21 protein-coding genes are annotated in these 22,369 nt (G+C 37.6%); 15 read left to right on the forward strand and 6 right to left on the reverse strand.

All coding sequences use genetic code 11. The features are described from left to right. Positions 1 to 545 precede the first annotated feature (545 nt). Positions 546 to 1,082 (forward strand): DUF6492 family protein, encoded by a 537-nt coding sequence (locus QNH17_RS14350; protein ID WP_283879505.1) that lies wholly within the window; start codon positions 546 to 548, stop codon positions 1,080 to 1,082. 30 nt (positions 1,083 to 1,112) lie between these two features. Here the strand turns inward: QNH17_RS14350 and QNH17_RS30025 are convergent, their stop codons facing one another. From QNH17_RS30025 to QNH17_RS14365, 4 genes are all read right to left on the reverse strand, one after another. Beyond that, the gene (locus QNH17_RS30025) at positions 1,113 to 1,349 is read right to left on the reverse strand and encodes an NAD-dependent epimerase/dehydratase family protein (protein ID WP_481858601.1); all 237 of its coding nucleotides are present in this window, start codon (positions 1,347 to 1,349) and stop codon (positions 1,113 to 1,115) included. A 368-nt stretch (positions 1,350 to 1,717) separates the two neighbouring features. Next, complete coding sequence (gene rfbA / locus QNH17_RS14355; protein ID WP_283879301.1) at positions 1,718 to 2,599, reverse strand: glucose-1-phosphate thymidylyltransferase RfbA; 882 nt, start codon at positions 2,597 to 2,599, stop codon at positions 1,718 to 1,720. A 308-nt stretch (positions 2,600 to 2,907) separates the two neighbouring features. After that, on the reverse strand, positions 2,908 to 3,711 hold the full coding sequence (locus QNH17_RS14360) for a GDP-mannose 4,6-dehydratase (protein ID WP_349632588.1): 804 nt from the start codon (positions 3,709 to 3,711) through the stop codon (positions 2,908 to 2,910). Further along, a complete protein-coding gene (locus QNH17_RS14365) occupies positions 3,708 to 3,869 on the reverse strand; it encodes a GDP-mannose 4,6-dehydratase (RefSeq protein ID WP_283879302.1) in 162 nt (53 codons plus the stop codon). Before QNH17_RS14365 ends, QNH17_RS14360 begins: the two co-directional genes overlap by 4 nt. A gap of 54 nt (positions 3,870 to 3,923) precedes the next feature. Here QNH17_RS14365 and QNH17_RS14370 point away from each other — a divergent pair, with 54 nt between their 5' ends. The 4 genes from QNH17_RS14370 to QNH17_RS14385 all read left to right on the forward strand — a co-directional run bounded on the left by QNH17_RS14370 (position 3,924) and on the right by QNH17_RS14385 (position 7,460). Next, positions 3,924 to 4,046, forward strand: a complete 123-nt coding sequence (locus QNH17_RS14370; protein ID WP_283879303.1) for a hypothetical protein — start codon at positions 3,924 to 3,926, stop codon at positions 4,044 to 4,046. Between the two features lie 457 nt (positions 4,047 to 4,503). Further along, complete coding sequence (locus tag QNH17_RS14375; RefSeq protein ID WP_283879304.1) at positions 4,504 to 5,742, forward strand: hypothetical protein; 1,239 nt, start codon at positions 4,504 to 4,506, stop codon at positions 5,740 to 5,742. Between the two features lie 342 nt (positions 5,743 to 6,084). Further along, complete coding sequence (locus tag QNH17_RS14380) at positions 6,085 to 6,534, forward strand: AAA family ATPase (protein ID WP_283879305.1); 450 nt, start codon at positions 6,085 to 6,087, stop codon at positions 6,532 to 6,534. A 26-nt stretch (positions 6,535 to 6,560) separates the two neighbouring features. Further along, positions 6,561 to 7,460 carry an ROK family protein gene (locus tag QNH17_RS14385; RefSeq protein ID WP_283879306.1) on the forward strand — a complete coding sequence of 300 codons (900 nt, stop codon included), beginning with the start codon at positions 6,561 to 6,563 and terminating at the stop codon, positions 7,458 to 7,460. A 94-nt stretch (positions 7,461 to 7,554) separates the two neighbouring features. On the opposite strand, the gene QNH17_RS14390 is transcribed toward QNH17_RS14385, so the two are convergent. Next, positions 7,555 to 8,850, reverse strand: coding sequence for a glycosyltransferase (locus QNH17_RS14390; RefSeq protein WP_283879307.1), 1,296 nt, complete (start codon positions 8,848 to 8,850; stop codon positions 7,555 to 7,557). 178 nt (positions 8,851 to 9,028) lie between these two features. On the opposite strand from QNH17_RS14390, the gene QNH17_RS14395 reads away from it, so the two are divergent. The 3 genes from QNH17_RS14395 (at position 9,029) to QNH17_RS14405 (ending at position 12,198) form a co-directional block, all read left to right on the forward strand. Continuing rightward, positions 9,029 to 9,958 (forward strand): glycosyltransferase, encoded by a 930-nt coding sequence (locus QNH17_RS14395; RefSeq protein WP_283879308.1) that lies wholly within the window; start codon positions 9,029 to 9,031, stop codon positions 9,956 to 9,958. Between the two features lie 144 nt (positions 9,959 to 10,102). Further along, positions 10,103 to 11,449 (forward strand): hypothetical protein, encoded by a 1,347-nt coding sequence (locus QNH17_RS14400; RefSeq protein ID WP_283879309.1) that lies wholly within the window; start codon positions 10,103 to 10,105, stop codon positions 11,447 to 11,449. Positions 11,450 to 11,550: 101 nt separating this feature from the next. Beyond that, on the forward strand, positions 11,551 to 12,198 hold the full coding sequence (locus QNH17_RS14405; RefSeq protein WP_283879310.1) for a glycosyltransferase: 648 nt from the start codon (positions 11,551 to 11,553) through the stop codon (positions 12,196 to 12,198). Positions 12,199 to 12,549: 351 nt separating this feature from the next. Here the strand turns inward: QNH17_RS14405 and QNH17_RS14410 are convergent, their stop codons facing one another. Further along, positions 12,550 to 12,693, reverse strand: a complete 144-nt coding sequence (locus tag QNH17_RS14410) for a hypothetical protein (protein ID WP_283879311.1) — start codon at positions 12,691 to 12,693, stop codon at positions 12,550 to 12,552. Positions 12,694 to 13,948: 1,255 nt separating this feature from the next. Between QNH17_RS14410 and QNH17_RS14415 the strand changes: the two genes are divergently transcribed. From QNH17_RS14415 to opp4C, 7 genes are all read left to right on the forward strand, one after another. Beyond that, positions 13,949 to 15,385 carry an amidohydrolase gene (locus QNH17_RS14415; protein WP_283879312.1) on the forward strand — a complete coding sequence of 479 codons (1,437 nt, stop codon included), beginning with the start codon at positions 13,949 to 13,951 and terminating at the stop codon, positions 15,383 to 15,385. A gap of 53 nt (positions 15,386 to 15,438) precedes the next feature. Beyond that, positions 15,439 to 16,854, forward strand: coding sequence for a M20/M25/M40 family metallo-hydrolase (locus QNH17_RS14420; RefSeq protein WP_283879313.1), 1,416 nt, complete (start codon positions 15,439 to 15,441; stop codon positions 16,852 to 16,854). Positions 16,855 to 17,142: 288 nt separating this feature from the next. After that, positions 17,143 to 18,351, forward strand: a complete 1,209-nt coding sequence (locus tag QNH17_RS14425) for a M20 family metallopeptidase (protein ID WP_283879314.1) — start codon at positions 17,143 to 17,145, stop codon at positions 18,349 to 18,351. Positions 18,352 to 18,411: 60 nt separating this feature from the next. Continuing rightward, complete coding sequence (locus QNH17_RS14430) at positions 18,412 to 19,434, forward strand: ABC transporter ATP-binding protein (protein ID WP_283879315.1); 1,023 nt, start codon at positions 18,412 to 18,414, stop codon at positions 19,432 to 19,434. Beyond that, a complete protein-coding gene (locus QNH17_RS14435) occupies positions 19,431 to 20,447 on the forward strand; it encodes an ABC transporter ATP-binding protein (protein ID WP_283879316.1) in 1,017 nt (338 codons plus the stop codon). Before QNH17_RS14430 ends, QNH17_RS14435 begins: the two co-directional genes overlap by 4 nt. Before the next feature lie 15 nt (positions 20,448 to 20,462). Next, positions 20,463 to 21,413, forward strand: coding sequence for an ABC transporter permease (locus QNH17_RS14440; protein WP_283879317.1), 951 nt, complete (start codon positions 20,463 to 20,465; stop codon positions 21,411 to 21,413). Positions 21,414 to 21,453: 40 nt separating this feature from the next. After that, positions 21,454 to 22,359, forward strand: coding sequence for an oligopeptide ABC transporter permease (gene opp4C, locus QNH17_RS14445; RefSeq protein WP_283879507.1), 906 nt, complete (start codon positions 21,454 to 21,456; stop codon positions 22,357 to 22,359). Positions 22,360 to 22,369: the final 10 nt, after the last annotated feature.

Raw genomic sequence — 22,369 nt, forward strand, 5'->3', positions numbered from 1 at the left:
CTTTCCCATTACTATATATTGTATTATAGCGATATTTTAGCTGTATCCGATAGTCCTTTTTACAGACATTTAAACAGACAAAATATGTTCCTGTTTATTGAATATGATCCTTGGAATAGTTACCCCATCATATTTGGATGTTAGAGCAGCCTAAGAGAAGAGACAATGTGTAATGAAGATTTCTCTTCTCATAGGTCTTAATAAATATCCATGCAAAATAGATTAATAACACTATAAAGTGTTCAAATTCATAAATAATGAAAAGAGGAATTTTAATGGATAATACCAAAACGTTTGATGTGATTATACATACCTGTTGCTAAAGAAGATTTGCCCTTGGCGAACACAAATATACCATTTATTATTAAAATGCTTTCACATGAAAAAATTATTTTTATTGGTCCCAAGGAAATAGAAGTTTCGTTACCGGTTTATGAAAAATTGGAATTTATAAATGAAGATGAGATTTATCACGCAATGACATTTTACACAATTTAATCGATCATGAATAATATTACAGGAACCCCTGGTGGAGCGGCTGGTACCTGCAACAATTTCTTAAGATGGCTTATGCGACATTATGTAAAAAAGAACATTATGTTATTTGGGATTCTGATACAATACCGCTTAATGGCATTTCATTTTTTGATGATCAGACCGATAAATATTTATTTACCATGAAGACTGAATACCATAAACCTTATTTTGACACTATTGAAAAACTTTTTAATGGTGAAGTAAAGAAATACAATAACCAGTCATTTATAGCAGAGCATATGATTATTGATACAAAAATAATGATTGAATTAATCAATAAAATCGAGAGTAATAAACAATTAAAAGGTAACTATTTTTATGAAAAAATAATGTATGCTATTGATCCGAAAGACATTCAGAGGTCAGGGTTCAGTGAATATGAAACATACGGTAACTATGTTATGAAGTATCACTCCATTAAATATATCATGAGAAAATTAAGATCACTGAGAGAAGCAAGGGAGCATATTGGATTTTCACCAACTGATGATGACTTATTAAGGGCTTCAAAGGACTTGGACCTTATTTCATTTGAGAATTGGTAATGCAATTAGTTATTACTGAAAACGTTAGACTTATCGTGTTAAAACCATTTTCATCTTATAATATGGGGACGAGTAACAATCCCCATTTACTTGTGCAGCGTGGTGGTTTATAATGTCTGGTTTTTCTTTATCCAAACAATCTTCGAGAGAATCATCTAAAAGAGATATGTTAATAAAACGGGCCTCTGGATTTAGATTAGACAAAGATCCAGTTGAAAGATTATCCAGTATAACAACTTCATACCCATTATGAATATATTGGTCCACAAGATGTGACCCAATGAAACCTAATCCCCCTGTAACGAGAACTTTCAGTTTTTTTCATCCTCTGTTAATTCTTTATACTTAATAATTTGTTTCCCGAATTTTATATAAATAGTTGTTTAAGAAAGGCTAGGTACCGTCGGCCCAATGTTGAAGGAAAATACAGGTTTTCTCTGTCTTTGTCCACTTGGTTGGGCCTGGTTTACGGTTATTTTCGTCATTCAATAAAGATGTCATAATTTCATTTTTCAACTGCTATTTTTTAAATATTGAAAGTTTTGGATCATAAGAGAGTTTATTTGTAGGAATGTAAAGGAGGATCTGCCTAATTTAATATAAAAGGAGAAAGCAGTAAGAATTAATTTTTTCATTTAGAATAGATCTTTATTTTTTGTTGCAATCTTCATCAAGTATTTTCCATAATCAGTTTTAAGGAGCGGAGTCGATAATGAAAATAACTGCTCTTCCGTAATAAATCCCTTCTTAAAAGCTACTTCCTCTATGCATCCAATTTTAATATTTAAGTTTTCTTCTAATTCTTTTACACATTGTGATGCTTCAAACAATGAACTATGAATTCCGGAATCAATACAAGTAAATCCTTCTTCCAAAACTTCAACATCCAGCTCGTCCATTAATAAATATCTCTTGTTAATATCGGTAATTTCCAATTCTCCTCGTTCGGATGGTATTAAATTTTTTGCTATTTCTACAACCCGATTGTCATAAAAATACAATCCTATTACTGCGTAGTTGGATTTTGGATTTTTCGGTTTCTCTTCAATGGAAATAGCTTTGCCTCTTTGATCAAATTCTACCACTCCAAACCTTATGGGATCATTTACGTAATACCCAAAAATGGTAGCACCGGTTTTCTTAGTCATTGATTTTTGTAGTAGCTCTGTTAGACCGTTTCCAAAAAGGATATTATCACCCAATATTAATGCAACATTATCATCTCCAATAAATTGCTCTCCGATAATAAAAGCTTGTGCAATCCCTTTTGGTGATGGCTCCACTTCATAACATATCGAAATCCCTAAGTCTGATCCATTTCCTAATAACTTCATAAATCTTAATTTATCTTGGGGAGTTGTTACAATTAATATTTCACGTATACCTGCCTCCATTAAAATTGAAAGGGGGTAATATATCATTGGTTTATCATAGACAGGTAAAAGCGATTTTGAAATAACTTTTGTTAAAGGACTAAGTCGTGATCCACTGCCCCCAGCAATTATAATTCCTTTCAACTTTTTACTCCTTTCTTTGATGGAACTTCCTAGCCTGTTTGCCCTAATCATACTTGATAGCTTTTTTAGTAATCAAAGCTTTTATTTACCATATAAAATTCCTTGCCTCTTTATGGTATGCATTTAAAAGTAATTTGATTAGGACTTCATCATTACTAGGGGGAATTAGGCTATTTTCCCAAAAATGTGATTAATTAAACCCATTCCAAAGTTATAGGTAAGAAATTATATGCACCAAGAGCGTTGAATGACTTTGTCTGAAAGAAAAATAAGCCCGGACAAAATCAACCAGGCAAAGAAATTAAGTCTTATTTTTTAATATTTAGCTTGAACCTGTACTGACGAATTGTTTCCTTCAATCCATCTTCCAAAGAAACCGTGGGACTCCAACCTAAAAGTGCTTTTCCTTTTTCTATCACAGGTCTTCTGACCTTCGGATCATCTTGTGGAAGTGGATGGAATGTGATCGTGCTAGTTGAATTAGCTAAAGCCTTTATCAAACGTGCCACGTTTAAAATAGAGTATTCCACAGGATTACCGATATTAATAATCTCTCCATTTGACTCATCCTTTTCCATCAAAAGCTTTAATCCTCTTATGGTATCGGTCACATAGCAGAACGAGCGTGTTTGTGTTCCATCTCCATAAACTGTAATATGGTCTCCTTTTAATGCTTGAGTGACAAAATTTGAAATAACTCTGCCGTCATCATTGGCAAGTCCAGCCGAATAGGTATTAAAGATACGGGCAACTTTGACCTTTGTTTGATATTGCTTATAGAACTTATAACAAAGAACTTCACCAAGACGCTTTGACTCATCATAACACGCTCTAGGCCCCCATGTATTGACATTCCCCCTATAGGTTTCAGGCTGTGGATGAACTTCCGGATCACCATAAGCCTCGCTTGTACTGGTATAAACCATCTTAGCATTGTTTTTTCTGGCTAATTCCAGCATATTCTTCGTGCCAATCGTATTCACATTAATGGTATCGAAAGGAGCTGCCTGATAATATTTCGGGGAAGCAGGTGAAGCTAAATGATAGATTTCCGAGATATTTTGTATAGCAGGATGTGTAGCAACTAATGGGGAACAAACATCTATATTTATAAAAGTAAGCGGTCTTCCGGCAGATTTGTTATATTAGTCATTTTTCCGGATGATAGGTTATCAATTCCCACCAATATAGTACCATCATCCAGTAAATCCTTTGCCAGATGTGATCCGAGAAAACCAGCAACACCGGTAATTAACACTTTCTTCTTCATGATTCACCTCTCGTCTTTAATCACTAACATACTATGTAAATAGGAAAGAATGGAATGGGTGAAAATGAGGGATTTCAGTGGTTACATGCACTTCCAGGTAAGTACATGGCAGAAAATTTGATTGCCAACTTTAAAGGCAAGCGTAAAAAAGAAAGAGCAAGTTGTGATTTCAACTAAAAATGATATTAATTTTGTACCAAATGGAGGTGATATTCGTGTATATCGTATTGGTGGGGGGACAAATTAGCGGAATGCTTGAACTTTGGAGCCAGTCTTCCACGGTATAATGTAATTTCAAAATTTGATGACGATGGGTATTATTCCACTGATTATTTATTGATCTCCTTATTGCTGTTAACAAACTTTGTCCAAAAAGAAATTTTGTAAAACAACATATTTGTTTTGAAAGAATTCGTAAAATTGAAATTCAAAAAATTTCCTGTGTGTATTTCCTAATTTAAAATGGGCTGCTTATTTGTTTATTTAATGAACCTTAATCTGTGTAAGAAATAGAATATTAATATGTTTATTTTTAAATTAATGGAAAGGAACGTTTGTGTCTAAGCGAAAATATTTACTATTTAAAGAAAAATGAAGAACTGTAGATATATTTTCAAAGAGGTGAATAACAGATATGTCCATATTTAACCCTACAGAAGGGGAAACTATATCAGGTTTCATAAAAGTAACTCAAAGTAATAAGCGTCCAAGTAATGTAATAATTACAGTAGGTAATAACGGTACTACCGGAGAAATTGGAGCCATCTGTTTCAATACAAAGAACACAGGAACGATTTATCTTCTGCCTCCGGGCGAAGGTTCAGAAACAGATATTAATGAAAGGCTAGACATGGATGCAGGTGAACCAAAATGTTTTGGAAATTTCCAAGCATTAATAACAGATCTTAGCCCCCATCGAATCCTTCCTGGTCATTGTCAACATTTTGAACTTAGTTCTTCTTCATTTCCGTTAACTGAAGATCAATTTTCACAACAAGCTAATGGATTATATTTTGAAAATTTGCCGGATGGATACGGCGTTTGTTTACCTGGGATATTTGATGTTTATTTTAAATCTAGTGAAACCGAGATGGAAACGGAGACCGAGACGGAGACCGAAACCGAGACTGAAACCGAGACGGAGACCGAAACGGAGACGGAGACTGAAACCGAGACCGAAACTGAAACGGAGACCGAAACTGAAACGGAGACGGAGACCGAAACCGAAACGGAGACCGAGACGGAGACTGAAACCGAGACCGAAACTGAAACGGAGACCGAAACTGAAACGGAGACCGAGACGGAGACCGAAACGGAGACGGAGACGGAGACCGAAACGGAGACGGAGACGGAGACCGAAACGGAGACGGAGACGGAGACCGAAACGGAGACGGAGACGGAGACCGAAACGGAGACGGAGACGGAGACCGAAACGGAGACCGAAACGGAGACCGAGACGGAGACTGAAACGGAAACTGAAACGGAGACCGAGACGGAGACCGAAACGGAGACGGAGACGGAGACCGAAACGGAAACGGAGACGGAGACGGAGACCGAAACGGAAACGGAGACGGAGACCGAAACGGAAACGGAGACCGAAACCGAGACGGAGACCGAAACCGAGACTGATACAGCAACTGAATGTCCGATCCCACCGAAACCGCCAAAACCAGGAAAACCAAAACCGCCGAAACCAGAAAAACCAAAACCGCCAAAACCAGAAAAACCAAAACCGACAAAACCAGAAAAACCAAAACCGACAAAACCAGAAAAACCAAAACCGGCGAAACCAGGAAAACCAAAATCGCCGAAACCAGGAAAACCAAAATCGCGGAAACTAGGAAAACCTAAACGACCGAAACCAGGAAAATAAATCAATAAAATTAACTTCTTTGCTCATTTAAAAAAGAGACTGGTCTAAAGGTAATCAAACGACTTTTTAGGTCAGTCTCTACTTTGTATTTTTAGGTTATTTGAGAATTTGGAGGGCAAAGGATCTCTATTGAGGTAGGAATATGTAGGGTCTCTTTTTCCAACAATCAAAAATAATCAATGCCGGAATGATGTAAAGGTATAGTTAATATCAACAATTGTCCAGTTATAGAAATGATGAAGGCGTAATAGAAAAATGGGTATCCCAAAAATTAACTTCTTAATGTATTCAAGCATTTAATATAGGAGAAGCATTGATAACAGTACTTAGGGGAGATGTATGGTGAAACTTGGAATTATGTGCGGGATTCCACTAAGTGGAAAATCAACTTACGGGAAAACACTTCAGGAACAAGGGTGGACACGCGTATCTATTGATGATCTCAGGCTAGCTTTACATGGCCACGTTTATAAAGCTAAGGCTGAACCAAAAGTATGGAAATCAGCTGAACTCATGGTCCGGACGTTACTTAAAAGCGGCCATAAAGTAGTTGTGGATTCCACAAACAGGACAAGAGAGCGTCGTAATAGATGGATCGAGGTTGCTAAAGAATTCGGGCTAACTTTGGAAATATTTCATGTTGATACCAACTTTGATATTTGTAAAAAACGTAATAAAGTGTTGAAACGATTACCAGAAAATTTATTAAAAAAAATTTACTACGAAGAGTTCGAAAAACCTACCTCGGATGAGGGAGTAATTATTAAGGTAATGAATAACGATCCCACCTAAAACTAGATTAGTCTGGAGGAAGTAATTTGAAAAAGTACATCTGTTTCGATGTAGGCGGGACAAAAGTTAAGTACGGTTTATTATTAGAGAATGGAACTGTTCTCTCAAATGGTAGCTATAATACCCGTCCAATCAACCTGGAACTATTTCTAAAAGACATGATAGATACAATTAACATGTACACAAGTAATACTATTGTGAGTGGGATTGCTATTAGTTTACCGGGATTTATTAATCCCCATACGGGGTATTCTGAAGCAGCAGGTTCTGTAAAGGCATTAAGTAAACAAAATCTAAAAGAATTATTAAAAGCCAAAACTTCCCTTCCGATTGAAATAGAAAACGATGGGAATTGTGCTGCGTTAGCCGAGAGCATCAGTGGAAATGCAAAAAATTGTACGGATTTTATTTGTATAACATTGGGAACCGGAGTTGGCGGAGGGATTTTCACTAACGGGAAGCTTTTGCGTGGTCACAGTTTTAGAGGCGGTGAATTTGGGTTTATGAAGAACCGGGCTAAAAGAGGGCAATTTGAATTATGGCATTCGAATGCTTCTACATCTGCCTTAATTCATTCCTATAAAAAATTAAAAGGCTTAAGTGAAAACGAAAATATTGATGGAGAAACAGTTTTTTTGGATTCTAATAATAATCATTCGGTTAGAAAACTAATTGATGATTGGATAAAAAACATAAGTTATGGAATTTATAACCTTACTGTAACCTTAAACCCTCAAAAAGTATTAATTGGCGGGGGAGTGGCCAATCAACAAGAATTGTTAAGCATGATTAATCATCAACTTGACCGTATTACATGGTGGAAAGTATTCAAGGTACCTGTTGAACTATGTAAATATCAAAACGATGCTGGAATGATTGGCGCTTTGTACCATTTTTTACAAGAACAAACCCGGCCTTTTAAATAAAATAGCTGTTGTAATTGTATATTAATTCAAATAAAAGAAACCCAATCCAAGGAATTTTTTTGGACCGAGTTTCTTTTTAGTTCAGTTTAGCAATTTAACATAAAGATTGAATAATCGGTTCCAATTGATTTTTCCAGATCCACTTTGGAGAATACCGTTGTTTTGCGATTGTTTTTGCATGAATAACTGAATTGGTATCCATCAATTTGATAATTTTGTCAGCATGTTGAGTAAGATAAGCTTCTTCTGAAGGACGATAAATCTCACGAGTATTAAATCCAAAATTCTTGGCATCCCATTTCATAAAGTACGCATCCAATTGGCTTCCGAGTTCATTTAAAGCCGGCACCTGTTCGTTTAAAACAAGAAAATTCCCTCTACTTGCTGCTTCCAGGACAGTTAAACCAAAAGACTCTGAGTAAGAGGGACATATAAATAAGTTTGAAAGTGTGAAAAGTTCTAATACACTTTTTCTTGGGAGCCCTTTATTAAATTCTTTTATATCTGATGTGAATAATAAATCTCCATTATTTAAACCAAAATTTACCCCAATAGAGCGAACAAATTCCTTATAGGCCTCTGGAGAAGTATCTAACTTTGGGAATGTATCACAGAATATTACTTTGACAAACTTGCTTGTTTTTACTTTTATTGCTCCGCATAGAGCAGCAACTTTATCAAATTTCTTTGCCCTCGTTAAACGACCAGGATAGACAACTAAAATATCCGGAGTCAGCAAATCAATATATTTTGATAATAGATTTACTTCCTCTGTTACAAAACCTAGTAGGTCAAGACTGTTATTTACTACTTTACAACGATCTTCAGGAACATTGTATTGTTTTGCCAAGGCTGAAATACCAGATTGTGTTGGATAAATATACAAAGTATTAGGCATTGGTGTAAATCGGGCAGAGAAAGGCCATTTCGGGTTTGGGGGGCGTTTAACAGGCGCGGAGTGGGTAAATGCCAGGAATTTAAGGTTAGGCAGTTTCTTCTGAACTTTTCTAATTGCGATGTTATGGTGTAAATGCCACCCCTGGTAATGAATATCATGCATAAAACAGATATCAATATCTGCTAATTTTTTTACTAAGTCCTCTGCAATCACATCTGCCTCCTTAAAAAAGGTATCATGGACCTCACCATCTGACTGAATGTAGTTTTTCCAATGCATTTGTTTCCCTTCAAGATGGTTACATATTTTCACCCATTTAATTCGTTTATCTAGGAAAATTCCATAAAGTTTATTTAGCGGGCAGATGTCACTTACTAAAATTCTGGTTTCAATATTTGCATCAAGAAGCATTCGAACCTGTTCCGCTACTACATTTACCAAGGAATACGAACTATCTAAGCCATTAAACATTGTAAGAAGTGCTATTTTCATCTCTTAGCTCTCCCTTAATTTTATAGATAATTTTGTTTGATGAACGTCTTATCATATGAATAAACCTGGAAATTTGTTCGGTAGAGATTGTTGCGAAAACAGAAAAATATTTCGAGGAACATATTTTATCTATTAACATACTATAATGGATGGATTAACGAAAAAGGTGGCTTATTTAATGTTAAATCTACTTCTGATAGGTAAAGATACAAAACATAATACTTTCAATGAGAGCTTTTACCATGTTGAGAAAGAATTATCCCAAAAAACAAATTTAGCCATTTGGAGAGATTCTGGACATATACAGGATATTTTAAAGTATATACCTTTTACACCTGATTTTATTCTTATTCAAAATGATATTGGGGGCAGTTTGAAACCTGTAGTTTACGGTTTATCAGATATTAGTATTCCTGCTGGGATTTTTATTGAGGATGTACACCGATTTATTGAAAAAAGAAGAGAATATATAAATTCCAATAACATTCAATACATTTTTTCTAATTACAAGCGGATTTTCAAAAAAATATATCCTGAATTTAAAAATCGACTCTGTTGGTTTCCTCACCATATTAATAGTGAAATCTTTAAGGATTATGGTTTACCAAAGGAAATCGATATGTTACTAATGGGGGCTGTAAATGGCGGTTATCCCTTGAGAGAAAAAATAGTTAAGCAATTTAAAAAAGATCCAAGATTTGTCTATCACCCCCATCCCGGATATCGAAAATATATGGAAGACGAAAAGGCTAAAATTTTTGTAACTGAAAGATATGCAATGGAAATAAATAGGGCAAAAATCTTTTTTACTTGTGGAACGAGAAGAAAGTTTCCGGTAATGAAATATTTTGAAGTTCCGGGATGCAGAACTTTATTGCTTGCTCCACAACTTAAAGACCTTGATGATTTGGGGTTTATTCCTGGTGAACATTATGTTAGTATTACGAAACATGATTTTTACGAAAAAGCAGAATATTATTTAGAACACGAGGACGAAAGGAATAGGATTGCGGACCAGGGTTATCAATTTGTCCAAACCCAACATACTACTAATAAAAGAGTAGAACAATTAATTGCGAAGATTGAAGAAATTTTAGGCAAACAATAGAATGTCCATAACTAACAAACAAGTAATACCCAAAAAATATGAATCATCAATGATAAGGGAATTTCCCTTTTTTATTAATAAATTTGGAAAAAGGTCGATTGTTTCTCCCTTTATCCTTTCATTTATTATATGAGGTGAATGATCATGAATGAAAATGATTCAAAAGTAAATTCACTCCAGAATGGAAATGTAACAAGAGAGCAGACCCTTAAAAAGGAATATAAGTACTTTACTAAAAAACCAAAAAGCAAAATTTGTTTTGCCATCCTTGTTCATAATAATCGTGAGCTTATTAAGGAACTAATCAATAATGTCCGATTTTTTTGTCCGAATAGCACATTCGTTTTATTTAATGGAGGGGGAGATCCATCCCTATGCGATGATTTAGGTGTACCTGCGTGTCCATCCAGTAGAAAATTAAAGTATGGATACACAACTATATATTTTCTTGAGACAATGGAATGGATTGAGGAACTGGGAATAGATTATGAATATTTTATTAATATAGATTCCGATGCTTTATTTATTAAGGACGGATATGAGAACATCATATCCGAACAAATGAGAGATGCAGATTACATGGCCGTTAGACTAAGGATACCTGGACATAATTGGTTTATTGGAAAACAACTAAGAAAAGATATTGATAGATGGAAAGAATTATTCAGGCTTGATCCGTATTATGGTGTATTTAATGTTGGTCAAGTGATGAAAAGATCATTGGTTAAGGCAATTCTGGAACCGAGTAAAAAGGAAAAATACAAAAATGCTCTGTTAGAAACGATATCTTTTGGTTCTGACGAAATATTTTTTGTCAATATCGCACACGAATTAGGGTTTAAAATGAAAAAATATCCATACGTAAGTGACACGGATCTCATACGGTATCGTCCACATTTTAAACTGGATGAAATAATAGACTGTTTAAATAGCAAGAAGTTTAGTGGGTTGTGCCATCCAATTCATCGCCTTAAGAACGATCAATCACGAAGGTTGATTAAACAGCTGGCTTATAAATGCATGATTGAACAATATCGTGACGAGATTTACCCTTGGTATGAAAAAGATGAGTCAAATTTTGCGCCTTCGCTGCCCATTAGAAGTAAATTTGGCAATAAAGAACTAATTGTACGGTCAGGTAATACGTTAACCCACTATTGGGAAAATAGAGTAACAAAAAGATGGAATAGAACGATAACATTTGCTGAAGGGGTAAAGGATATTCCCATTTTTCATGGGAATCGCTCTGGGAATTTTGAGGCAGCATGCAAGTTAGAAAGGGGCGGTATTGGATTTTGGTGGCGAGAGAATGAAAAACGAGGATATCCATGGCATGGCCCAATACTAATTACTCAGGAAGATGTCGAACCTATCCTGCTTGATCAGTTGGAGGACGGCAGGACAATTCTGGTTTGTCAATCGGGAGACAAACTAACATATTGGGCTTGTTCCGTAGAAGGAGAATGGATAAAAGAACCGCATCTATCATAAATACATTTTCTCAAAAACCGAAATACGTTATCCAAATCTTTTCATTTGTGATGTATAAAATAATATAATTGCAGTGTACTTGTTAAGGGAGGTATAAAAAAGTGAAGGTTTTGTTATTTACACCATCGTATAAACGTCCCTACATGATTCGTCAAAGTATACTTAATATGAAAAACCAGTCGTATACAAATTTTACTCATTCAATCAGCATTATGTTTGATAATGAATCCGAAGTTAAAGATTATGAAATTATATTTGATGATATCCTTGACGATCGATTTAAAATTCAGTACAAGAAAAATTCAAGGACCCATACAAATGCAATGACGACAATATCACAATGTCCAGAACCATATGATCTATATATTAAAATTGATGACGATGATATTTATAAAAAGGATTATGTGAAAACTGTAGTTGAATATTTTGAGACACATCAATGTGATATATTAAGCTCAAAAATAAGTTATCAACTGAATAACTACCATTTAGCAAAAGGTGATTACAAAAGTCTGGGTGGTCATTTTCCAAATAATAACTATCGAATGCCTATGACATTTGCATTTAGTCAAAAAGCATACCAAATTTTACTTACTATTAAAGATAATAATAATTACGAGGATTTGCAGTGGAGGACTGCCTGGAGCAAGTATGGATTAAAAGACGATAATGTTGATAATTCAAGTAATATCATTTGGCATATTCATGGTAAAAATACATCAGTAAGTAGTTGGTTCCGCCCTAATTAAGATTCTTTTCAACACATAAAGATCCTTGTAAAAAAGAATATGGTTTTTCGAATTGCCTGAAGAATTACCTGAAATGGATTAGAACTTCTATTTTTAGATTGATATACCACTTCCCCTAAGATTTACAATCTTTAATAGCTTCATATGAACAAAATGATACCTCCCCGGCACGCCCGCGGAAAGCGAAGTGCCTGGAGCGCCAATCAACAGACATATTGAAAAGTATTTATATTAAATAATATTATATCAAATTAACGCGGTGAAATGTTAAAGGAAATAGGTGAAATAAAAGGCTATCGAAAGTTTTTCGACAGCCTGACCGCCTTAAAGGCGGTGACGGTAATATTCAAGTTAGTTTTTGCTTATTCTATTCAAATCTGATTTAGGGTCAATCACTAAAATTTTATCTTCTATTTTTATTAAATCTTCGTAAAGCATTTTTGAGTAAGTACTCATACCAACAGGTATTGAATTTTTGCTTTCTTTATTCGCCATTTTCCTTATATACTCTTAGCTTTTTCATGGTATCCATCAACTGGCTACACAATTTTTAAAAAGTGTACCGTACACTTTTTAGGATATTTAAAGTACTTCTACATCAGCTGGATTATCCCAGTCGCAAGCTTCTGACTCGTTAATCAAAAAATTCAACATCGAATTTGTCTTCAATAGCCCATCTGAGATCGGCAATAAAGCTAGATAAGGTAGCTTCGTTGTCAACATACTCAAATTCAAAACGCTCGTCTGGCAGCATAGTGTCTGCACACTCTTCGTGAATAAATTCCAATATATAAAAATCAGTTTCAGATTCAATATTATTATATATATTTTTCGCTATCAGATTAAGCTGGGATTCTCTGATAATAGTTGTTGAGAAATATCTATAAATCTCTTAATTACAGGATTTGAGAAAGGATCTTCCTTATACATTAAATAAGTCTCTCTTTAGCTTATCAACTTGCGGAAAGGGAATTTCAACCAAAGCCCTGTCTTTCAATTCTTTCTGGACTGCGGACTTTGGCAAGAAGGAAATTCCCAGCTTTCGCATGGTCATCCTTAAAGGAGGATTCTTAATGTCTGAGAAGTGTCAGTATCTCCATGAATACAGGGCTTAATGAATTATATGGATTAGGTGAAGCGAATGCATAACGGCACTAACTGGTAAATAACCCTAAACGATGCCTGACACTCTAACGATAATACCTTAACGAAAATGGAAGTCTTCTTCGCAATCGGAGAGACTTCCATTTTGCGTTAGGTGGTTAAGAGTAGAGGTGAGATATGAAAGTTTACCATCGGTACCGATTTTCAAAGAATTTAAATTGAAATTTTCGAATATAGTAAAACAGTTCTTGAAACGACTTTATTCATTTTGTCGAAAATGTAGTTTGAGTTAACACTAAAATTATGATGTGAACCAAAAAACTCACCAACAGGATGAGTTTTTATTTTATTAGCCGTACATGTACGAATTACATAGTAATAAGGATGAACTAACTAGTGCATCCTTACTCTTTGGCATTAGTAGTGAAGGTAATAATAGGAAAAAGAGTGTTAAGTATCTTCACAGAGTAGTTTACAGAATATTTAAAATTATTTAAATTTGAATAAGCTATTAAAAAAATACAGAGGAGGTGAAGAGAGCTTAATGGATAAAATCTGAAGTTGCTAAACCAATACCATTACCTTAACCAATCAGATGAATCTTCGGAAAGGAATTTTTGACTTAGAAAATGAAGGAGATGAAAAGATGACCAAATTCATTGAAAAAGTGAAAGTAAATAATGTGGTAACAGGTTGGGTAGATGATCATGCAGAGGAATTAATAGATTGGTCGACAAAAATTTGGAATTACGCTGAACTTGGACTCCAAGAATATCAATCCTCTAAATTGTTAGCGAAAAAACTAGAAAAAGAGGGATTTTCCATTGAAATGGGTGTCGCAGGTATGCCAACCGCATTCGTTGCGACGTGGGGGAAAGGAAAGCCTGTCATTGGGATATTAGGTGAATATGATGCATTACCAGGTCTTTCTCAAAAACTAGCAGCAACTAAAGAGCCTATTATTCCAGAAGGAAGTGGGCATGGATGTGGACATAATATTTATGGAGTAGCTGCGGCTGGAGGTGCAATTGCGGCAAAGAAATGGATGGAGAAAGAAGGAATTCCTGGAACCATTAAATTCTATGGCTGTCCTGCGGAAGAAACCCTAGTTGGAAAGGTTTTTATGGCAAGGGATCATGTTTTTGACGATGCGGATGTTAGTATAACATGGCACCCAAATTCATTAAATTCATTATGGGCAAGCCGCTCTTTAGCGATGAATTCGGTCAAATTTAATTTTTATGGGAAATCGTCTCATGCAGCTGCCAATCCAGAAGCTGGGAACAGTGCTCTTAAGGCTGTTCAACTAATGGACATTGGCGTCAATTTTTTACGTGAGCATTTAATCGATCCAATACGGATTCATTCAACAATCACAAATGGTGGAGGTGCACCTAATGTCGTTCCAGACAAGGCTCAGATTTGGTATTACATACGAGCACCACACCGCTCAGAAGTGGTCGAAACCTATGAGAAATTGATCAATATTGCCAAAGGCGCCGCCTTAATGACTGGAACGGATTATACGATTGATTTTATTACAGGATGTTACGATATGCTCCCGAATAAAGTTCTAGGACAAGTTTTACTGAATAACCTGAAAAAAGTGGGAGCCCCATCCTTTGATGAACACGATATGAAATTAGCAAAGGAACTGACCGATTCCTTTGATCAAGGAATGAAGGAAGTAGTTGTAAAAACATCGGGTGCCCCTAATAATCTACTGGACAAAATTATGCATGATGAGGTGATCGAACCTTACGATGAAGGAAAATGTATGTCAGGTTCTACAGATGTCGGGGATGTATCTTGGAACATCCCGACCGCACAATTTACAACGGCATGTGCCCCAATTGGGACACCAGGGCATTCTTGGCAAAATGTTGTCGCCGTAGGATCGACCATTGGCCAAAAAGGAATGATAACAGCCGCTAAGGTGATAGGTCTAAGTGTTGTGGAATTAATAGAGAATCCTAGTTTGGTCGCCCAGGCACAAGATGAATTCAAGAACGAAATAAAACAAAAAGGGGGCTATGTGTCTCCATTACCAGACGGGCTCAAGCCACCTGTCCCATCTATTTAGAAATCTTGATTTTATAAAAAATAATTCTACTAGTTCCCGAAAGGAGATTTACTATGAAAAATCATAATCTAACCGATTTAAGAAATGAAACCAAAGAATCTATTGCCAGTGCAATCGAATGGTTAAAGGAATATTTAACATTCCCGACTATTTCAGCACAAAATTCAGCTATTCCGGAAACGGTCCGTTTTGTTGTGAAAATGATTGAAGAGGCAAAAGGGGGAGCCGAGATCCTTGATGATTTAGGCGGCAACCCCGTCATTTATGGTTTTTTTCCAGCAGGAAGGAATGGTGATTCGACGAAAACTTTACTCTTTTATAACCACTATGATGTGCAGCCACCCGAACCACTTGATGAATGGATCTCTGAACCCTTTCAGCCTGCGATTAGGGAGGGGAAATTATTCGCTAGAGGGGTTGCCGATAATAAAGGAGATTTGATTGCTAGATTAACAGCGATTAAGGTATTACAAAAGACGCAGGGAGGATTGCCCTGCAACATCAAGTTTTTAATTGAAGGTGAAGAGGAAATTGGCTCGCCGAATCTAACACCTTACCTTGAAAAATATCGTGATCTCTTCAAAGCTGATGCCTGTATTTGGGAATTTGGTGGAAAGGATGAACAAGACAGAATCAGCATGGTGGCCGGCATAAAGGGGATGGCTTACTTAGAGCTGACTTGTGCTGGTGCAGATATTGATATGCATTCTTCTGTCGGAGCGTATGTAGATAATGCGGCATGGAGATTAGTCCAGGCACTTGCTTCTATGAAAAATCAGCAAAATGAAATTTTAGTAGAAGGTTTCTTTGACGGCATAGAAGAGCCTTCCGAAGCAGTAAAACAGGCTGTCAGTGCCCTGCCGTTCAATGAAGAGGCTATTTCGACCCTATACGGATTAAAAAGGCCGCTTATTACAGCAGCAAAAGGACAAGACCCAAGGGACGCAATGGTCTTGCATCCTACCATGACCATTTGTGGATTAATAAGTGGATATACTGGAGAAGGGGCGAAAACCGTTCTGCCTAAAGTAGCCAAGGCGAAAGTGGATTGTCGTTTGGTACCTGGCCAAGATCCAGACCATATATGTAGCTGTATTCAAAACCATTTAGAAAAACACGGATTTAATGATATCGAGGTTTCCCTTGTAAATGGGCAGAAGGCCTACCGGTCTGACTTTAGTCATCCATTTATTTCCCATGTCATGGAAACGGCCACAAAAGTGTACCAAAAGGAAGGGATTTTAGCCCCTAACTCCGCTGGCACTGGTCCGATGTTTGAATTCGGTAAACAGCTTCAGCTGCCAATCGTTAGCACAGGGGTAGGGTGGGTCGGATCAAAGGCACATGCACCTAATGAATCTATCAGACTACAGGATTTTGAAAACGGGATCGTCCATATGGCATATATGCTTCTAGGCTTCCCTGAGTCGTTAAACGCTTCACAGGAGAAACTAGAAGGTATAAAATAATCCTGTTTCACAAAGAAAGCAATGATCTCGATTGAGAGAACATTGCTTTTTTGTTTTGTGGAAGAAAATCTAACACAGAATTTTCCAGTTAGATAGAAACCGTTTACTTTATGAAAAGGAAGGGAAAGAAAGCGCTTAATTTATAATTATAATATTCTAAATTGTCAGAATAGTAGATTGACGCTTGGAAGATTCTTCATTATACTCAGTGACATAAGGGCTACATGTTATATTAAATAACATCAAATGTAATCTAGTACCATCAAAAATAGTAACGGAGGGATTTTTGTGATGAAGGATTGGCATTTTCAATTGGAAGAAATGTACGAGCAGATGGTAGTGTGGAGACGGCACATGCATGAAAATCCGGAACTGTCATTCCACGAAGTAGACACACCTAAAATGATTGCAGAAATCTTATCTGACTTTGGAATTGAAGTAAGAACTAGTGTTGGCGGAAGAGGGGTAGTGGGGTTGATAAGGGGGGCTAAGCCGGGGAAGACCATTGCCCTTAGAGCAGATTTTGATGCCCTTCCTATTCAGGATGAAAAGGAAGTTCCTTATAAATCTAAAGTACCTGGTGTCATGCATGCCTGCGGTCATGATGGCCATACCGCGACGTTATTAGGGGTTGCAAAGGTGTTAAGCGAGAATCGCCACCAGTTATCCGGAAACGTCGTGCTTCTTCACCAGCATGCGGAAGAATTAGCACCGGGTGGAGCCATCGCGATGATCGAGGATGGTTGTTTAGATGGAGTGGATGTGGTGTTTGGAACACATTTAGCATCCGGTGCTCCACTCGGTACTTATTTAGTGAAAAGCGGTTATACAATGGCTGCAGCAGATGCCTTTAAAATCAAGATTCAGGGTAAGGGAGGACATGGATCCTCACCGCATGAAACCATTGATGCCATCGCAATCGGCGCACAAATGATCAACCAGCTCCAATACATCGTAAGCAGACGCGTGAATCCACAACATTCCGCCGTTGTATCAGTCGGTTCCTTCCATGCAGGAAATGCATCGAATGTCATCGCTGATTCAGCCGAATTAACCGGAACAATCCGATCATTTGACAAAGACGTAAGAGTTCAAATCGAAGAAGAGTTCAGAACGATGGTGAGTGGCGTATGTTCCGCATTCCATGCTGAATATGAAATTGAATATAACAACGGTTATCCGGCTCTGTATAATCATGAGCGTGAAACTGAAGTCTTTAAGGATATCGTGAAAAATACCTTAGATGAAGGCATGCTTGTAGACATGACCCCAATCATGGGAGCTGAAGATTTTTCTTACTATTTGCAGGAAAAACCAGGGATGTTCTTTCATACGGGTGCCCGGAATGAAGAAATAGGAGCCTCCTACCCACATCATCATCCAAAGTTTGATTTTGATGAAAAAGCGATGATATATGCTGGGAAAGCACTATTAAGCATTGTTCATCAATATACGGTAGAGAACGTGGAACAGATTCTTGAGGAACCTGCTTATTAAAACCAAGTTAGAAGAAGTTGAAGAATTTACCTGATTTTAAGCAGAGCAAGGGGTGAGAAGATGTCTAACAAAATAATCGAAGTAGAAAATCTACAAACCGCTTTCATGGCTGACAAAGGCGAATTGATTTCGGTTGATGAGGTTACTTTCGATCTGGAGCCGGGAGAAACGATTGGGATTGTAGGTGAGTCTGGCTGTGGGAAAAGTGTAACATCCTTGTCGATTATGAGATTGCTAGGGAAAAATGGTTACATAAAAAGTGGTTCGGTCAAGATGAATGGAAAAGAATTAAATAAGTTCACAGAAGCCGAAATGAGACAGGTTCGCGGGAATCAGATCTCGATGATCTTTCAGGAACCGATGACATCCCTGAACCCTGTTTATACCATTGGTAACCAGATGATTGAAGGGATCAAGCTTCACTTAAAAATGAGTACGAAGGATGCTTCAGCATATGCCATTGATATGCTGAAGCAAGTAAAAATCCCGCGGGCTGAAGAAATGATGAATGAATACCCACACGCATTATCCGGGGGAATGAGACAAAGGGTTATGATTGCGATGGCCCTGTCTTGTAAACCTAAGCTGCTCATTGCTGATGAGCCGACGACAGCCCTTGATGTGACCATCCAAGCACAAATTTTAGAATTGATGAAAGAACTGAGAGAAGAATCCGATACCGCGATTATGTTAATCACCCATGATCTCGGCGTGATCGCTGAGATGGCAGATAAAGTCCTTGTGATGTACGCAGGGCAAGTGGTGGAAGAAGCGGATGTGTTTACCTTATTTGATGAACCGAAGCATCCTTACACAAAAGGATTAATGAAGTCGATTCCTCACCTTGAATATGAAGAGCATAAACGGCTTTATTCCATTCCAGGGATGGTACCAACCTTACAGCATATGCCAAAGGGGTGCAGGTTCCACACGAGGTGCCCATATGCTACAGAGAAATGCCTGCAGGAAAAGCCTCCTCTTTCTTCTATTAATAAGGAAAAAGTTCATAAAGTTAGATGCTGGTTAGTGGAAGAAGAAGCGAATCTGACCAAAACGAAATCGATCGAGGAGGTCCATGTATGAGTATTTCAACGGTTGAGGCGAACCAGGATCATATAAAAACACTGCCTGATGTACCCTTGTTAGAGGTTCATAATCTTAAAAAATATTACCCTATTAAAAAAGGGATTATTCCCCGGACAGTCGGGCATGTAAAAGCGGTCGATGGTTTGAATTTCCGCCTCTATCCAGGAGAAACGCTTTCGCTTGTAGGAGAATCCGGTTGCGGTAAATCGACCACGGGCCGGGCCATTGTCAAACTCGACCCTCCTACTGAAGGGAAAGTCATTTTAGAGGGCATGGATTTATCCGATATCAGTGGATTGAACTTGAGAAAAACCCGTACGAAAATGCAAATGATCTTTCAAGATCCCTATTCATCCTTAAATCCAAGAAAGCGGATTGGAGATCTTCTTTCAGAACCACTGCTCGCCCATAAACTGGCAGATAAAGAGGCGGTGGACCGAAAAGTAAATGAAATGCTTGAAATCGTAGGATTAACAAAGCTGCATCGAAGCCGTTATCCTCATGAATTTTCCGGTGGTCAAAGGCAACGAATTGGCATTGCCAGAGCGCTTATGTTAAATCCGAAGTTGATCATTTGTGATGAACCTGTTTCTGCCTTAGACGTGTCCATACAGGCTCAAGTTTTGAATCTACTGAAGGATTTACAAAAAGAGTTTCAGCTTACCTATCTGTTCATTGCTCACGGTTTAGGTGCGGTCAAATATATTAGTGATCGGATCGCCGTCATGTATTTAGGGAAAATTGTTGAACTTGGGATAACAGAAGATATTTTTAAGAAGCCAAAACATCCCTATACACAAGGTTTACTAAGTACCTACCCCATTCCCAATCCGCATCTGCGCAACAGGGAACGAATCTTAGTGGAAGGGGATGTTCCAAGTCCGGCCAACCCTCCTAAAGGGTGCAGTTTTCATACAAGATGTCCAATTGCTCAAGATATTTGCCGTGTGCAAACCCCGGAATTAACCGGTCTTCATCATCAAACCGCTTGTCACTTTCCATTAATGTAAACGAGGAGGGATCCTATGGTTCCGTATATTATTCGAAGAATTCTGATCGCTATCCCTGTCTTGTTTGGTGTAACGATCTTTAACTTTTTAATTATTAATCTGGCACCTGGTAATCCAGTCGACATGTATGTAAGTCCAGATGTAACGGCGGCAGATATAGAGATTAAGAAAGAAGCTCTTGGTTTAAATGATCCAATCTATATTCAATACTGGCATTGGTTAGGGAATTTGCTTAAAGGTGATTTTGGTTTCTCTTACTCCACTTATGAACCCGTTACGAATATGATTTTCGAACGATTGGGTCCAACCCTTATCCTGATGGGATCTGCCTTAATCATTGCTTATCTTATTGCTATTCCAATCGGAATTTTAAGTGCAACAAAACAATATTCATGGATCGATTACTTGACGACTACTTTTTCTTTTCTTGGCGTATCGATTCCACACTTCTTTATGGGTTTAGGGGCGATTTATGTCTTTGCCATAATGTCTCAGATTTTACCGACTGGCGGTATGAATACACTTGGCGGTACTGGGGGATTTTCGGATACGTTATCGCATTTGATGATGCCTGCTACCGTCCTGGGGACAGGAATCGCTGGAAGTATGGTCCGCTATGTAAGGTCTAGCATGATTGAAGTACTAGGACAGGATTATTTACGGACGGCAAGAGCGAAAGGCTTAGGTGAATTTATTGTTACGAATAAACATGCGCTGAGAAATGCACTCATCCCGATTATAACGATCATTGGTTTGGATATCCCTCTGTTAATCGGAGGAGCTGTGGTCACAGAACAAATATTTCAATGGCCTGGACTTGGACAATTAACCATCCAATCGATCGGTTCACGCGATTATTCGGTGTTAATGGCCATTAACCTTTTGGCTGCTTTCATGGTTCTTTTCTCAAATCTGCTAACCGATATCCTTTATTCCGTTGCGGATCCAAGGATTAAGTACAACTAATTTTCGAAAGGAGGAGGTTAAGGTGTCACTAGCAACTAAAATGGCAGGAATTCCGGTAGTCAATGATCCGAATCTCGACGTAAAACAAGAGCTGGGAAAAGAGGAAAGCTACTTAAAAGTCATTAGAAAAAAGTTTTTCAAACATAAACTAGCTGTTTTTGGACTAATTGTTTTCAGTTTAATCGTTCTAATGGCGTTATTCGCTCCTCTTTTGGCACCTCAGAGTCCTTATTCTGTTAACGGCGACTTTGCAGATCAGCCTTCAGCCGAACATTTATTGGGGACAGACCAAGTGGGGCGGGATTTGTTAAGTAGATTGATTTATGCATCTAGGGTCTCCTTGGCTGTGGGTATCGGAGCGGTTGCTATTTATGTCGTAATCGGTACGCTCCTCGGCGCTGTTGCTGGATATTTTGGAAAATGGGTGGATATGGTAATTATGCGTCTAACGGATGTGTTTATGTCCTTTCCATATCTTATGGTTATCCTTGTCCTTGTCAGTATCATGGGACCAAGTCTCCTGAATATTATTCTTGTCATCGGATTATTGGGCTGGCCGTCGGTTGCACGTATTGTTCGAGGGAGCGTCCTGATGATTAAAGAGATGGATTACGTGAAAGCGGGGGTTGCCTTAGGATTACCGTCCTGGAAGATACTCTTTCAACATATATTACCTAACTGTTTAGCACCGATTTTAGTCAATGCAACTTTTGGAATCGCCTCTTCGATTATTTTAGAAGCCTCCTTAAGTTTCCTAGGAATGGGAGTACAGCCGCCAACGGCCAGCTGGGGAAATATGTTGAATGAAGCCCAGTCGTTAACCGTATTAGCCACGCAGCCTTGGTTATGGTTACCTCCTGGTTTGATGATTCTGTTAGCTGTTTTATCTATTAACTTTATGGGTGACGGGTTGCGCGATGCCATGGATCCAAAAAATTTAAAATAATCATTTAAAA

The sequence above is a fragment of the Neobacillus sp. SuZ13 genome (assembly GCF_030123365.1).
Classification (GTDB): domain Bacteria; phylum Bacillota; class Bacilli; order Bacillales; family Cytobacillaceae; genus Neobacillus.

Bases quoted from the DNA above. Each gene is read 5' to 3' on its own strand.
- QNH17_RS14365 (WP_283879302.1), bottom strand. From the start codon at position 3,869: ATGAAGAAGAAAGTGTTAATTACCGGTGTTGCTGGTTTTCTCGGATCA.
- QNH17_RS14370 (WP_283879303.1), top strand. From the start codon at position 3,924: ATGGGTGAAAATGAGGGATTTCAGTGGTTACATGCACTTCCAGGTAAG.
- QNH17_RS14375 (WP_283879304.1), top strand. From the start codon at position 4,504: ATGTCCATATTTAACCCTACAGAAGGGGAAACTATATCAGGTTTCATA.
- QNH17_RS14390 (WP_283879307.1), bottom strand. From the start codon at position 8,850: ATGAAAATAGCACTTCTTACAATGTTTAATGGCTTAGATAGTTCGTAT.
- QNH17_RS14395 (WP_283879308.1), top strand. From the start codon at position 9,029: ATGTTAAATCTACTTCTGATAGGTAAAGATACAAAACATAATACTTTC.
- QNH17_RS14400 (WP_283879309.1), top strand. From the start codon at position 10,103: ATGAATGAAAATGATTCAAAAGTAAATTCACTCCAGAATGGAAATGTA.
- QNH17_RS14410 (WP_283879311.1), bottom strand. From the start codon at position 12,693: ATGGCGAATAAAGAAAGCAAAAATTCAATACCTGTTGGTATGAGTACT.
- QNH17_RS14415 (WP_283879312.1), top strand. From the start codon at position 13,949: ATGACCAAATTCATTGAAAAAGTGAAAGTAAATAATGTGGTAACAGGT.
- QNH17_RS14420 (WP_283879313.1), top strand. From the start codon at position 15,439: ATGAAAAATCATAATCTAACCGATTTAAGAAATGAAACCAAAGAATCT.
- QNH17_RS14430 (WP_283879315.1), top strand. From the start codon at position 18,412: ATGTCTAACAAAATAATCGAAGTAGAAAATCTACAAACCGCTTTCATG.
- QNH17_RS14435 (WP_283879316.1), top strand. From the start codon at position 19,431: ATGAGTATTTCAACGGTTGAGGCGAACCAGGATCATATAAAAACACTG.
- QNH17_RS14440 (WP_283879317.1), top strand. From the start codon at position 20,463: ATGGTTCCGTATATTATTCGAAGAATTCTGATCGCTATCCCTGTCTTG.
- opp4C (WP_283879507.1), top strand. From the start codon at position 21,454: ATGGCAGGAATTCCGGTAGTCAATGATCCGAATCTCGACGTAAAACAA.